Consider the following 15,192-nt stretch of genomic DNA (forward strand, 5'->3'; position numbering starts at 1 on the left):
AATTTATATAAGGAATTTTATGAGTAGTGATAAAATCAAAGAAGTTAGAGAGTTTATTAAGAAAGAAGCTAAAAAATTTGGCGCAAAAGTGGATAATGAATTTAATAAGTCATTTATTGAACGAAACAATACTGGACCAGAAGCATTAAAAGACAATGGTGCTTATTTTGGTTTTATTCATCCTGAAGAAGAAACCTCTGGACCGTTTCATGACTTTTCATTAACAATATTTCCCAATAATCAGGATAAACCTTGGCTAGTGTGTCTTGGAATTGGTTCAAGTGGATTTAAAAATGACTATGAACTAGCAACCTATCCAGGACTAAGAAGACTTTTTTCTAAGCTCGTGAACGATAGAGGCTTTTGCAAATCAGATTTCTCAGATATAGAAACAAATTTACCTAAGACAATTACGGGTGGCGAAGACCTGCAACACATAAAAAAGACCATTAAAATTTATACAAAGGTCTTACCAGTTTGTCAAATCGTTGATGATCCCGAAAGTGAAGAAGGGAAGCAGATTATTTCTGCTTTCGTCGCTAGTTATGCAAAGTTAAGAGATTGGCCATCTAATAAAGACCATAGAAAAGCAATTGATGATGCTTTGGCACCTTTTGTTAAAAAGGAAACCATTGATGGAACTAAAGAAATTGAAAACCTTTTAAGTGAGAGAAAATATTTGGTCCTTCAAGGCCCTCCAGGAACTGGCAAAACTAGAACTGCAAAGGAGGTTGCTAAAGAAATAAAGGCAAAAACATTTTTTACACAGTTCCATGCAGAAACTAGTTTTTCAGATTTTATTTATGGAATACGTCCAAACTTAAAAAGTGAAACACTTAGCTATAAAGAAAGCTTGGGAAGTTTCACAGAGGCATTGAAATATGCTAATGACAAAAGTGATGAAAAAGTGGTTTTAATCATTGACGAAATAAATCGAGCAAACCTTTCAAATGTTTTAGGTCCTATATTTTACTTATTTGAACATAAGATGGATGAATCAGAGATTGAAATTGAGATTTCTCCGGAATTTAAAATCAACAAACTTCCAGATAACTTTTTTGTGATTGCAACAATGAATACTGCAGACAGAAGTTTAGCAGTGGTAGATTTTGCACTTAGAAGGAGATTTGCTTGGTATTCAATGAAACCAAAATCTATTAATTTAGGGTCTAGATAACTTTAGCTTGTCAAAAATCATTGATGGAGCTATATTTTATCTATGTTTGGAAGGTATAAAAAACGTTCGCATATTTCAGATGCTAAAATTAGAGAGATTTTGAAGTGTTTCTGCTTGGATTTAACAGCGACAAATACGAGTAAAATAACTAATGTTAGCAGAGTAACAATTAACCGCTATTTTGATAGATTTCGTAAAATAATTCTATTATCTGATGAAAAATTCTTAGCATCTACTGGAGAGTTTGAACTAGATGAGTCTTATTTTGGAGCTAAACGAGTACGAGGTAAACGTGGTCGTGGTGCAGTTGGTAAAACACCAGTATTCGGTGTTTTAAAACGCGATGAACATAATAAAGTCTACGTTTCTATTGTACCAAACTGCTCTAAAGAGTCCTTAATGCCTATAATACAAGGCAAAATACTCGAAAGCAGCACAATCTATACTGATGGATGGAAAGCATATGATGGGCTTATTCTAAACGGTTATGATCACTATCGTATTTATCACTCTCACAATGAGTTTGCTCGTGGTAAAAACCATGTTAATGGTATAGAGTCATTTTGGTCTTTCTCTAAAAGAAGACTTGCAAAATTTAACGGATTAAGTGATGATAAGTTTGTTTTACATTTAAAAGAGTGTGAATTTAGGTGGAATAACAAAGATAATGATTTATATAAAATCATGTGTACTTTAGTAAGAAAATTTAGTGCTAAAGTTATCTAGACCCTAATTTAAAGCAATTTTATAAAGATGACTTTGTAAAAATCGAAAATATCTTTGAATGGTATGCTTCAAGTAATGAGTTATCTCTTCAACCTGGACAGGGTTATTTTATAGCAGATTCTGACGAAGAAATGGAAAATAGAATTAGATATGAAATATTTCCACTCATAAAAGAATATCTACAAGAAGGTCTATTGAGAAGTGCTAAAGAGGAGTTTAATAATTATTTTGATAATCGAATCAAACAGTCTCTTTTTGAGTAATTAATATTATGGATGTTTTTTGCGAAATACCCTGTTTAACAGAACGCTCCAATCAGTTAAATGGAATTGTTTTACAGAAAAAATGGTTTAAATCAGCAGACAAAAGAATTATTGGTCAATACCTCCAAAAATTTATTCAATATAATTCTGATCAATTTGAGTTTCTTGGGGTTCAACCAGTCATCAATGGGTCAGATCAAAATACATCATTATATTTTAGAACATCTAGCTATATTGGCTCTATTCCTCTAAGAGCATCTGATACCGGTAAGCAAATAGGTGATTTTGTAGTAATGCCTAGATTTGTCGGGAAAGATAGATTTGAAGACTACATTGAAATCATAGAATTGCTTGGTACGGAGATAAGTCCTGAGGTTGCCGACAGTTTGCCTTTGGTATCTGGCAGAAACTTTCGACCTCCACTATATTTGGAAGCTATCAAATTTATTAAAACACTTGAACAACTAGTTATGAAGCAGTGGAGAAAATTTGATAATGATGAACGAATATCTAATCAACCTACTGGTCAAATAAATTGGAACAAATACGTCCATAATGAATACAAGGTTGAAAATAAAATCAAGTTTCCTGTGAGAAAAAATATACTAAGTGAATTGCATCCTGAGTATTCTGAAATAAGATATGTATTTGACTTATGTAAACTCGAACTTCTTTCTCCAAAGACGCCTCAAAGAATAAAAAATACAGTGAGGCCGAAACTAGAGTTCATTGAGAACAAACTTTATTTACATAACCCCAAATCAACAAATCAAGTAGTAATTAAAGCTTCTGATAATCCAATAGTAAAAACTTGTAAAGAAAGTGCAAATAAAATATTGAACTATAAACTACTTGATAGCACAGCTTGGAGAGTTGATTTCGCAGAGGTATTTGAAAAGCTAGTCCAATACATTTTCAAAGAGACAGCAAAAGAAACAGGCGGAAGACTATTTTCAAACTACAAATTTCATTCGGGATCATCAATGCACTATAGCTGGGAATTGAAACATATTGAGCCTGACGCAATATATCAAAAAGATTCATTATTGATATTTATTGACGCCAAATACAAATCAAATTTATATAACAAGTTTGATTTGAGTAATACATTGAAGGAGGAGCATAGACACGACCTTCATCAAATTATGGCCTATTCATCTTTTAGTAAGACAATAAACAAATATGGGTTTTTATGTTATCCATCTAACAAAGTAGAAATAAAGTCAATTAACTATATCAACAGAATTAACGATTCAAAAAATACAATAATAGTTTTAGGAATTCCTCTAAGAAAAGATAGTATTAATGCTGTAAAATGTAATTTAGTGGATGAACTTAACAACATCGAAAAAAATGTTCATCTTATATAAGCAAGCTTTTTCAGTTAGTAATAAAGTCTGTTGACTAATTTGATATTAAGCTAGTTAGATATATTTTAATCATCTACTACATTATATTTTTTATAGATAGAGAAATACTTATATCTTACAAGCATTTTTCGCAACTTCAACTTTAAATATGTTAAAATCTATCTCAATTAATTAGGTTAAAAAATATTCAAAATGCTTACATTTCAAGAAATTATTTTAAAACTACATCATTATTGGGCATCTAAAGGTTGTGCTATTATTCAGCCACTAGATATGGAAGTCGGTGCTGGTACATTTCATCCTGCTACAACTCTAAGAGCGATAGGTCCAGAGCCATGGACAGCTGCGTATGTTCAGCCATCAAGAAGACCTACAGATGGTCGCTATGGTGAAAACCCTAACCGTACGCAACATTACTACCAATACCAAGTTGTGATGAAGCCATCGCCTGATGATATTCAAGAATTATATCTTGGTTCACTTAGAGAGCTAGGTATTGATCCATTAGAGAATGATATTCGCTTCGTTGAAGATAACTGGGAGTCGCCAACACTTGGCGCTTGGGGTCTTGGTTGGGAAGTATGGTCAAATGGTATGGAGATTACACAGTTTACATATTTTCAACAAGTAGGTGGACTTGAGTGTAAGCCTGTTATGGGCGAGATTACTTATGGTCTTGAGCGACTAGCTATGTACATTCAAAATGTTGATAGCATGTATGATATATTATGGGCTAATACGCAAAATGGTCCTTTATATTATCGGGATGTATTCTTACAAAATGAAATTGAGATGTCGACTTATAACTTTGAAGAAGCTAATGTTGAAGAGCTTTTCAAACAGTTTGATTTATTAGAGAAAGAAGGTTATAGACTAGTAGGAAAAAATCTACCAATACCAGCTTATGAGTTTGTATTGAAAGCTTCACATACTTTTAACTTATTAGATGCGCGTCATGCAATATCTGTTACAGAAAGACAAGGCTATATTCTAAGAGTTAGAAAATTAGCTCTAGAAGTAGCTAAAGAATATTATAGCGCTAGAGAAAAATTGGGTTTTCCAGCTTTTAAAAAAGATAATTGATTAAATGCTTTCGCTAACTTACGATGTAAGTTTTAGCGACATACTTTTTGCAATAGCAGAAAAAGTATGCAAAACTGCTTAGCACATGTTCGCGCTTTAATGTAAGTCATTGGCGCCTACAAAACTCGCAAGCTCAGACAGTTGTAGTCACTGGATCAATGACTTTGACATAAGCTTGCCACAAAGTGCTTTAATGTGGTGAAAATTAAAATGAAAAGTATAAATCAAATATTAAAATTTCTAGATATTCAAACCTTATCTCAAAATAATTTTGAAATTGAATCGCTATCTTTAGATAGTCGTAAATGTGATGCAAAATCAGCATTTATAGCTCTCAAGGGTTCAACAACAGACGGTAATAAATATATTGATAATGTTTTAGCTAAGGGTACAAAACTTATTTTGAGTGATAAACTACCCCGTCAATCTTCGATTGCCACCCCTTCAGTAGCTGAAGGGGAATTACCTAATATTTTTTATGTTGAAAATTTAAAAGAGAAGCTATCGAATCTTGCTAAATGGTTTTATGATTATAAAAAACCTCAAAATATAGTTGGCATAACAGGTACAAATGGCAAAACATCGATTTCTAGTTATATTGCCCAGTTGCAAAAGTTACTAGACCAAAAGTCACTATTGCTTGGTACAAATGGTAATGGTATCTATCCAGATTTAAAAGAAAGTACACATACAACGCTAGATATACTATCTCTATATCAAACTATTTCAGATTATGAAAACTATCAAAATTTAGTGATGGAAGTATCATCTCATTCATTGGATCAAAAGCGTACCGAAGGTTTAGATTTTGATATTGCAGTATTTAGTAATCTTAGTCATGATCATCTTGATTATCATAAGACTATGGATAATTATTTTGAAGCTAAAGCAAAATTGTTTCAGTTTAAAAGCCTTAAAAAAGCTGTAATAAATATAGATGATGAATATGGTCTGAAATTGTGTAAAGTTTCTAACTGTGAAATAGTAACAGTCAGCCTAAAGTCAAGAAGAGCAGATATTTATATAGAGTCTAAGAGTATAGAGAATATGCAAACAAGCTTTGATTTATATATTTCTCAAAAGTATATGGGTACTTATCAAACATCTTTAGTTGGCGAATTTAATCTAATGAATTTAGGTTTGAGCTTAGCAGCATTAGATGCTGACTCTACTAGAGAACAACTTCTAGAAAATATTTCTAAATTAAAACCTGTAAAAGGACGTATGGAAGTAATCGCATTAGCAAATGATGCTAAAATCATAATTGATTATGCGCATACTCCAGATGCTTTGGAAAAAGCTCTACAAACTCTAGCAAACTATCATCTAAATAATCTATGGTGTATTTTTGGTTGTGGTGGCAATAGAGATACTACCAAAAGACCTATCATGGCTCAAATAGCAGAGGAATATGCTAATAAAGTAGTTGTTACAGAAGATAATAATCGTTTTGAAAATATTGAAAGTATTTTTGATGATATCAAAAAAGGTTTTAGGCATCCTGAAAGGCATACTTTTATTCATAGTAGAGAAAAAGCTATCAAATATACTATTGAAAACTCGAAAGCTAACGATGTTATTCTATTAGCTGGCAAAGGACATGAGTGCTATCTTGATAAAAATGGTATTAAAGAGTATTTTGATGAGCGCGAGGTTATTGCTAAGTATAAAAACACTACTCCGTCAACCTAAAGGTTGCCACCCCTTCAATATTTTGAAGGGGAATTTATGATATATGTGGAGCAAAATGACAAATTTAGAAAAGAAAATAAGTTTTATCCAAGAGATAGACAAACTAAAAGGCGTATATCGTAGAGCATTGATAAAATGTGATAATAATCGTAGAGAGAATACAGCAGAACATAGTTGGCACGTAACTCTTATGGGCGTTATATTAGAAGAATATGCAATTGAAGAGCTTGATATGCTAAAAGTGCTTAAGATGCTGTTGATTCATGATATTGTTGAGATATATGCAGGTGATACTTATGCTTTTGATAATCATGCAGTACTTGAGGAACAGAACACCAAAGAACTAGAAGCTTTAGAGAAAATATTTTCATTGTTACCAGAAGATGAGGCTAATGAGTATAAAGCTTTATGGCTTGAGTTTGAAGATAATCAAACAGCAGAAGCAAAATATTCAAAAGCTATCGAGCGAGCAGTCCCAGTTTTGCAAAATATGCAAAATAATGGTGGTAGTTGGGTAGCTTATGGCAAAGTACCTAAAGAAAAAGTTATCAGTAGAAACTTAGGATTAAAAGACATTGCTCCGGAGTTATGGCAATATGTAAAAGGACAGATTGATTTAGCTGTAGAGAAAGGGTGGCTTGTTTAAGCAAATATTTGTAGTGACAGATCAATGATCTATCACTATGATAGTTTATTTAAAGCTATTTCCCCTTCACACTTCGACTTCGCTCAGTGACCGGAAGAGGAATTTGATATGAGTCTTATGGAGAAAAAATGATCAAATCACTAAAACAATTAGCAACACAGGCTGGCTTAGAATATATCGGCGAAGATGTATCAATTCAAACAGTTAGCATTAATTCTAATGAGGTAAATCAAGATGCTTTATTTGTCGCGATTGTAGCTAATCGTGATGGCCATGAATTTATCCCGAGTGCCATTGCTAATGGAGCAAAAGCTTTACTAGTATCAAAAAAACAAGATACAGATGTTCCACAAATAGTTTGTAACAATACTATCAAAGGATTACGAGCTTTAGCAAAAGAGTATCGTAAGTCTATAAAAATGCCAATTATTTCCTTAACTGGTAGTTGTGGTAAAACAACTGTTAAAGAGATGATAGTAACTCTACTTGGTGATAAAAAAGTTCATTTTACACAAGGTAATTTCAACAACTATCTTGGTGTGCCTATGACAGTTTTAGAAACTCCACAAGATGTTGATTTTGCTGTGATTGAAACTGGTACAAGTGTTGCAGGTGAGATAAAAGCCGCTGCTGAAATTATTCAGCCTAATGTTGCGATGATTACAAATGTTGGCGCTAGTCATTTAGAGAATCTTAAAACACTAGATGGTGTGATGATTGAAAAAGGTGAGCTTCTCAAAGCTTTGCCAAAAGATGGTTTTTGCATTGTAAATCTTGATGATGAAAGAATACCAGCTTATGCAGATAAATTAGACTGTAACAAAATTACTTGCTCAATGAGTAATCAAGATGCAGATATCATCATCTTAGATTATCAGGTTACGCCAGAGTTATACGATGTTAAGATTAGAATTTTTAACAAAGAATATAGCTATCAGTTACCCAACATAGGTAAACATAATTTGTCTAATAGCATGCTTGCGATAGCAAGTGTGGTTGCTGCAGGACTAGAACCTAATGATTTCTTACAAAATACGCAAAATATCAAAAACTATAAAGGCAGATTCTCAACCGAAAAACTAAATGATAAGTTAACTCTTGTAGACGATACATATAATGCTAGTGCTGGTGCTGTCCAAGCTGCTATAGCAGATTTAGCTGAATTTGATGGTAAAAAAGTTATAGCAATTACTTCAATGAGAGAATTGGGTGATGAGGGCGAGAATTATCATCGTAAAATGGGGCAATGGCTCAATAAGGCTGGCTTGGATAATATATTTTTATTTGGCGAAAAAAATTTAATAAAGTTTGCTTTAGAAGAGTATGAAGGTTCAAATGTTAAATATTATGATGATAAACAACAGTTAAATAATGATCTATTAAAAGTACTTGATGGGTATAAATCTCAAAATACTAAACTTACTGTCAAAGGAGCTAGAAGCTTTAAGATGGAAGAAGTTGTCAAATTTGTTAAGGAAAACTTATAAGGGACATTATGAAAAGACTTTTTGCCATATTAGTTTTTGTATTACTTGTAAGCGTATCTTTTGGTAAAGATATCATAAAGTATCCACTAATGGAGTCAAATGTACTTTGTGATTCTGTAAGACCATTTTGTGGAGATAACTGTAGTAATATGCCTTTTTATCCGACCTTATGTAAGCCTACTGAATATGGCTCAGCTTGGTCTGGTGGTGGAGCAACTAGTGCAACTAAACAACTGTATTGTGCAAAAGCTACTTATGCAAACTGTCATTATTCAGGTTCTCCAAAAGCAACAGGTATAAATTCAAACAATCAAGCTATGCCATGTAAAGTAAGCGAAGATGGAAAAACAGCTAATTGTAGATGTAAAGTTTTCACAGGTCCTAACTATGTCAATATTGATGGAATTATGAACTTAGGTGTTTATTATAAGACAGTAGCAGTTTGTGGTAAAGATGGTTCAAAATGTAAAAATCTTTCTACTTGTCTACCGGATGGTAGAGGTGATTGTAAAGGAGTAGAAGCTCCAGTGTGTAAATATATAGCCGATCAAAATACTCTAGATGATAATGTCTCTTTTATCCCAGGTGCTGATTTAATTTCAACTTATGGTTTTGATATGAATAAGGATTATGATATCGCAAAACCAGGTGAAGGGGTTAAATGTCAAAATATTGATGTAGCAGGTTGTATGACTCAACCATGTAAATATGAAAAAGGTTCAAAAGAGTATGCGACTTGTAGTTGTCCTATTACAAATATGAAAACCATGATGCTAAGTCAAAAAGGTGTATCTTGTGATTTGCCAAAAGGTTATGCTTGGGAATAGCCTAAAAGGATCGATAATTATCTTCTAAACTTTCTAATATTTTATCTTAGATTTTATTTTTAATAATATTTAAAACTCTTCTTAGTGGTTCTGCAGCTCCCCATAGTAGCTGATCTCCTACTGTGAAACAATGAAATACATCATCAGCTAATAGAGATGACTTGATACGACCTATAGCAATATCAAGAGTTCCTGAAGTTGCTTGAGGTGTTAGATGCTTGAGAGTATCTTCTTTGTTATTATCTACAACTTTAACCCACTCATTACCTTGAGATATTTTCTGCTTAATTTCTTCAATTGTTAATTTCTGTCTTAGTTTGACTGTCAAAGCTTGTGAGTGTGATCTTAGGCTAGGAACTCTAACACATACGCCATCAACAGGAATTGTTTTCTTAGTATCTAGAATCTTGTTTAGTTCTGTAGCTGCTTTGTACTCTTCTTTTGTTTGTCCACTTGGCATGCCAACATCTATCCAAGGCAATAGATTATAAGCCAAAGTTTGTACAGTTTTTTGTTGAGGAATTTTTGAAGAGTCTTTAGATAGTTCTCTTAGAGTTTTTTCTCTTGTTAGGATATCTGCATTTATATCATCAGCTTTACTCAAAAGGTCAGCTTGTTGGAGAAGTTCTTGCATTGCTGCAGCACCAGAGCCTGATATTGCTTGGTAAGTACTAGAGTTAACCCACTCGACAAGATCTTCTTTGAGTAGTCCAGCAATTGCTAGAGACATTAAACTAACAGTACAATTACTACCAATAAAGTCTTTTTTACCACTATCAATAGCGTTGATTATTTGCCCATGATTTAACGGATCTAGTACTAGAATACTGTCATTCTCTAGACGTAGTGTAGATGCAGCATCTATCCAAAAACCCTGCCAACCAGATGATCTTAACTTAGAGTGAATTTCTTTGGTATATTCACCACCTTGACAGCTTAGAAGTATATCCATTTTAGCTAATTCTTTGATACTGTATGCATCTTGTAATACGCCATATTTTTGCATAAATCCTGAAGGTTGTTGTCCCGCTTGAGATGTTGAAAAAAATGTTGGCATGATATCATCAAAATCATTCGATTCAACCATGCGAGACATCAAAACTGAGCCAACCATTCCACGCCAACCAATAAAACCAACTTTAAGCATAAAACCCTCATAATTATTAGTGATAAAATTTATGGCTCAAGTATAATACAAAAGTAATCAATTTGATATTTGTTAAGAGTAAGAGTGTAAAATATGATAGTACATAAATTTGGTGGTAGTAGTTTAGCATCAGCTGAGAAAATAAAAAATGTTTCGAATATAATTAGTTGTGTCGATGAAGCTGTAGTAGTTTCTGCGTCAGCAAAAACTACTAGTAATTTACAAAAAGCTATAGATCAAGCGATTGAATCTCAAGATTATAGCGAAACACTTAATTTTATTTTTGAGCATCATAGTTCGATACTTGAGGAATTAGTTCCTTCAGATGATTTATTGCAACAGTCAATCTTAGAAGATTTAAAAAACATCAAACATATTTTAAGTACTATTGCTATTACAGGGTTTTGCGCAGATAGCTTAAGATTTTTCATACTAGGGTTTGGAGAAATCTGGTCAGCTAAAATTCTTACACTATATTTGCAATCAAAAGGTAAGAAATCTTACTTCATAGACGCATCACTATGTTTGATTGTAAATGATCGTAGCTATCCTGTTACAGTTGACTGGCAAAAAAGTTTGGAGCTACTTGAGTCTATCAAAAATGATAATCCAGCAGATGTATACATCATAACTGGCTTTATTGCTCAAAATAGGCTAGGCAAAAGAACTATATTAGGTTTGAATTGTAGTGATTACTCAGCAGCTATTTTTGCCAAGTTATTACAAGCAGATAAATTATATATTTGGACAGATGTGGCTGGTGTATATAGTGCTAATCCACAAGTAGTTCCAGAAGCAAAACCTCTAACTCAATTAACATATAAAGAAGCTCTTGAGCTTGCATATTTTGGTGCATCTGTAGTACATCCTTTAACTATCGCTCCTATGGCTCTAGAAAGAACACCAATCTATATTAAGAGTAGTTATTTCCCAAATGAGGTTGGTACTAAAATTAGTGCAGATAAAGATGAAAACCAAGGAATTATCAAAGGTCTAACAAGCGTTTCAGATGTTGCGATAGTGCGAGTGCAAGGTGCTGGTATGATTGGTGTGTCAGGAATATCATTTAAAGTATTCGGAGCGTTAGAGAAGGCAGAAGTGTCGGTAATGATGATATCTCAGGCTAGTTCGGAGTACTCGATCTGTTTTGCTATAGATAGTGTCAACGCTGATAAAGCAACTGAAGCTCTTAGACAAGAGTTTGCAAATGAGATAAAGAGTAATCTTATCGAAGAAATAGTTGTTCATAAACATCATGCTTTGATTACAGCTGTTGGTGAGGGTATGAAGTCTAAGACTGGCTCGCTAGCAAAATTAGTAAATTCACTTAAATTAGCAAATATCAATATACATGCTATTGCTCAAGGATCATCAGAAAGAAGTGTTACATTTGCCGTAAAAGCGGAAGATGAGATACGTGGTGTACAAGCTATGCATCGTCACTATAATTCTGAGAGTGATGATATCGCAATTGCTGTTATTGGAGCTGGAAATATTGGTAAGGCATTTATTAAACAAGTCAAAAAAACTTATGAAAAATGGTATGCAAAAGGTATTAATTTAGTATTAGTCGGAGCTACTAATTCAAAGCAAATGCGTGTTTCTTATGAGAATTTATTATTTGAAAATATAGATAATCTACTTAATGAGAATACAGAGCAAGTTAATCTAGAGAGGTTGGCTGAATTTATGTCACATGCTTCGGCTACCAAAAAAATTGTGATTGATGCTACAGCAAGTGAAAATGTTTCGAAAAATTATAGTAATTTCTTAAAGAATGGAATAAGCGTAATTACTCCTAATAAATATGCAAATTCAGGAAATTATGAATTCTATCAAGAGCTTAGAAAAGTCGCTAAGCAAAATGGCACTAGTTTTCTATATGAAACAAACGTTTGTGCTGGTCTTCCTCTTATAGTTACATTACAAAACATGGTTCAAAGCGGTGATCATGTTAGCACTATAAAAGGAATTTTCTCAGGAACTTTAAGCTATTTGTTCACTCAGTTAAATAATGGTGTGATTTTCTCAGATGCAGTTAAAATGGCTTATGATGCTGGGTATACAGAGCCAGATCCAAGACAAGATTTATCAGGTATGGATGTGGCGAGAAAGACGGTGATCTTAGCTAGAGAGATAGGTCTAAATATAGGCTTGAATGACTTGGTTATCGAAAATTTAGTACCCGAAGAGTTGCGTGAATGTAGTGTAGAAGAGTTTTTTGCAAAACTTCCAGTATTCAATGAGCAAATAATGCAACAGATTGCAGACAAAAAGAAAGATCTTGCAGGGGTACATTATGTTGGATCTATCGTTAATGGTGTTGCAAATGTAGGTATCCAAGCTTATGATGAATCTAGTCCTTTTGCAAATGTGAAAGGTACTGATAATATCGTGATGATAAATACAGATAGATATACTCAACCTATGGTTATCCAAGGTGCTGGTGCTGGTGTTGAGGTAACAGCAGCGGGTGTATATGCTGATGTTATAACTGTGATAAGAGAAAAGTAGTCATGAAATTAGCTAATATTAAATCAGCTAAAGCATTTGCTCCAGCAACTAGTGCAAATTTTGCAGTTGGTTATGATTTGCTAGGTTTTGCTATCGATGGGGTAGGAGATACTGTAGAACTTATCAAAAGAGATGATGCCGAGCTGGTTATCAAGCAAATTAGTGGAGCTACCGGCGCAGATAAACTACCTTTTGACAGTGATAAGAATGTTGCCACAGCGGTAATTAAAAAGTTTTTGACAGATAAAAATATCAGGATAGGTTTTGATGTTTATATACAAAAAGGTATAACACTAGGCTCTGGTATGGGTGGTTCAGCAGCTTCTTCTGTTGCTGCTCTAGTCGCGATGAATGCTTTTTTTGAAACACCGTATAGCTATGATGATTTGATTGACTATGCTATCTATGGTGAGAGTTTGATATCCGGATCATTTCACGGCGATAATGCAGTTCCGTGTATGTTTGGTGGACTGGTATTATTACAAAGTTCAAAACCATGTAAAAAAATAGATTTACCAATAGTTGATTGTAATGTAGTTATAGTTTGTCCAGATCTTTCAATCGAGACAAAAAAAGCACGTGAGCTTCTTAAAGAGCCTTATGATTTATCTACAATAGTAGAACATAGTGCATGCTTAGCAGCTACAATAAGTGCTTTATACACACAAGATATTGGATTGTTGAGTGAAAGTCTAAAAGATATATTGATTGAACCAAGAAGATCTAAATTAATCACAGGATTTTATGATGTACAGAAAGCTGCTTATGATGCAGGTGCGATAGCTTGTGGTATATCAGGATCAGGACCAACAATGTTTGCGCTTGTAAAAAAACAAGATGATGCGAATGTTGTTGCTAAAGCAATGCAGGATAAATTTAAAGAATTTGACCTAAAGTCGGATAGCTGGATAAGTGCTATGAGTGGCAAAGGTGCATATATATTAGAGAAAAAATAATAAAGGTAAGACATGAATTTTATTAGTACAAGAGATAAAAATATCAAAGTTTCATTAAGCGAGGCAATGCAGTCTGGGTTAGCTCCTGATGGAGGACTATTTGTGCCTGAGAGATTTCCAACGGTTGATTGGCAGAGTTTTGCCAAAGATATCAGCTATGCTGAATTTGCTGCAAATACTTTGAGAGAGTTCTTTAAAGGAGATCAGCTTGAAGCTTCTTTAGACAAGATTTGTAATAATGCTTTTACATTTGATGTGCCAGTTAAGCGCTTGGATAAAACAACATCTGTTTTAGAGCTTTTTCATGGACCAACTTTATCTTTTAAGGATTTTGGTGCGAGATTTTTAGCAAATTGTCTAAGCTCTATTGATAGTGAGAAGCCATTTACAATTTTAGTAGCAACTTCTGGCGATACAGGTTCTGCAGTAGCGGCAGCTTTTCATGGTAAAGGTAATATTCGTGTTATAGTAATGTTTCCTAAGGGTAAGATCTCTAAAAGACAAGAAAAACAAATAACTTGCTGGGGCGATAATATCCAAGCTGTTGAAGTTGAAGGAGTTTTTGATGATTGTCAAAGTTTAGTTAAAGAAGCTTTTAAGACACCTTGGTGGATAGAGAGAACCAAACTAAATACATCTAATAGTATTAATATTGGTAGATTACTACCACAATCTACTTACTATGCTTATACATCATGGCAGCATTATTTACAGACTGGAGAGAAAGCAAACTACATAGTTCCATCTGGTAATATTGGTAATATCACAGCAGCATTTTGGGCTAAACAAATGGGCTTCCCAATAGATGAGATATCTATGAGTCTAAATGCAAATGATACAGTGATAGATTATTTAAATACTGGAGAATTTAACCCAAGAGCAAGTGTTGAGACATTGGCAAATGCAATGGATGTGGGTAACCCTAGTAATTTTGAAAGATTATTATACTTGCTAGGGAATTATGAAAATTTCAAAGCTAATGTTAAAGCTGTATGTGTTTCTGATTTTGAAATCATAGAAGAAATTAAGCAAGTTTATCGTCAGTATAATGAAGTTGTTTGCCCACACACTGCAACAGGCTTTGTAGCAAAAAATCAACTAGATGCAGATAAAGATTATATAATTGTATCGACTGCTCATCCTGCTAAGTTTGAAAGTGTAATTGAGCCAATATTAGATATACAGGTTCCAGCTACGCCAGCGTTACAGAAGCTACTAGATAAAGAACAACATAAGGTAGCGATAAATAAGTCTATGGATGAGCTTTGTGAAGTCTATACAAGAGCTTTTGAAAGAGAATAATT

The 15,192-nt window shown here is 33.5% G+C and carries 12 protein-coding genes; 11 read left to right on the forward strand and 1 reads right to left on the reverse strand.

The annotated features are described in order from the left end of the window. The first annotated feature begins 19 nt into the window (after positions 1–19). The 8 genes from IMS64_RS02295 (at position 20) to IMS64_RS02330 (ending at position 9,271) form a co-directional block, all read left to right on the forward strand. Positions 20–1,177: an McrB family protein gene (locus IMS64_RS02295; RefSeq protein WP_211490778.1), complete on the forward strand. Its 1,158-nt coding sequence runs from the start codon at positions 20–22 to the stop codon at positions 1,175–1,177. Positions 1,178–1,219: 42 nt separating this feature from the next. Further along, entirely contained in the window at positions 1,220–1,903 is a 684-nt protein-coding gene (locus IMS64_RS02300) for an IS1595 family transposase (RefSeq protein ID WP_200404587.1), read from the forward strand. Between the two features lie 271 nt (positions 1,904–2,174). After that, positions 2,175–3,536 (forward strand): hypothetical protein, encoded by a 1,362-nt coding sequence (locus tag IMS64_RS02305; protein ID WP_211490779.1) that lies wholly within the window; start codon positions 2,175–2,177, stop codon positions 3,534–3,536. A 192-nt stretch (positions 3,537–3,728) separates the two neighbouring features. Beyond that, positions 3,729–4,619, forward strand: a complete 891-nt coding sequence (gene glyQ, locus IMS64_RS02310; protein ID WP_004288222.1) for a glycine--tRNA ligase subunit alpha — start codon at positions 3,729–3,731, stop codon at positions 4,617–4,619. A gap of 210 nt (positions 4,620–4,829) precedes the next feature. After that, a complete protein-coding gene (locus IMS64_RS02315) occupies positions 4,830–6,311 on the forward strand; it encodes a UDP-N-acetylmuramoyl-L-alanyl-D-glutamate--2,6-diaminopimelate ligase (RefSeq protein WP_211490780.1) in 1,482 nt (493 codons plus the stop codon). A 55-nt stretch (positions 6,312–6,366) separates the two neighbouring features. Beyond that, on the forward strand, positions 6,367–6,957 hold the full coding sequence (locus IMS64_RS02320; RefSeq protein ID WP_200156323.1) for an HD domain-containing protein: 591 nt from the start codon (positions 6,367–6,369) through the stop codon (positions 6,955–6,957). 128 nt (positions 6,958–7,085) lie between these two features. Then, positions 7,086–8,444 carry a UDP-N-acetylmuramoyl-tripeptide--D-alanyl-D-alanine ligase gene (locus IMS64_RS02325; protein WP_211490781.1) on the forward strand — a complete coding sequence of 453 codons (1,359 nt, stop codon included), beginning with the start codon at positions 7,086–7,088 and terminating at the stop codon, positions 8,442–8,444. A gap of 8 nt (positions 8,445–8,452) precedes the next feature. Continuing rightward, positions 8,453–9,271 carry a hypothetical protein gene (locus IMS64_RS02330; RefSeq protein ID WP_211490782.1) on the forward strand — a complete coding sequence of 273 codons (819 nt, stop codon included), beginning with the start codon at positions 8,453–8,455 and terminating at the stop codon, positions 9,269–9,271. A gap of 46 nt (positions 9,272–9,317) precedes the next feature. Here the strand turns inward: IMS64_RS02330 and asd are convergent, their stop codons facing one another. Then, complete coding sequence (asd, locus tag IMS64_RS02335; RefSeq protein WP_211490783.1) at positions 9,318–10,418, reverse strand: aspartate-semialdehyde dehydrogenase; 1,101 nt, start codon at positions 10,416–10,418, stop codon at positions 9,318–9,320. Positions 10,419–10,511: 93 nt separating this feature from the next. On the opposite strand from asd, the gene thrA reads away from it, so the two are divergent. Genes thrA through thrC form a run of 3 tightly spaced genes read left to right on the forward strand, consistent with a single transcriptional unit; the run spans position 10,512 to position 15,190 of the window. Continuing rightward, entirely contained in the window at positions 10,512–12,932 is a 2,421-nt protein-coding gene (gene thrA / locus IMS64_RS02340) for a bifunctional aspartate kinase/homoserine dehydrogenase I (protein ID WP_211490784.1), read from the forward strand. A 2-nt stretch (positions 12,933–12,934) separates the two neighbouring features. Continuing rightward, complete coding sequence (locus IMS64_RS02345; RefSeq protein ID WP_044525763.1) at positions 12,935–13,888, forward strand: homoserine kinase; 954 nt, start codon at positions 12,935–12,937, stop codon at positions 13,886–13,888. Between the two features lie 12 nt (positions 13,889–13,900). After that, positions 13,901–15,190: a threonine synthase gene (thrC, locus tag IMS64_RS02350; RefSeq protein WP_211490785.1), complete on the forward strand. Its 1,290-nt coding sequence runs from the start codon at positions 13,901–13,903 to the stop codon at positions 15,188–15,190. The last annotated feature ends 2 nt before the right edge of the window (positions 15,191–15,192 follow it).

The sequence above is a fragment of the Francisella philomiragia genome (assembly GCF_018135955.1).
Lineage (GTDB): Bacteria > Pseudomonadota > Gammaproteobacteria > Francisellales > Francisellaceae > Francisella > Francisella philomiragia.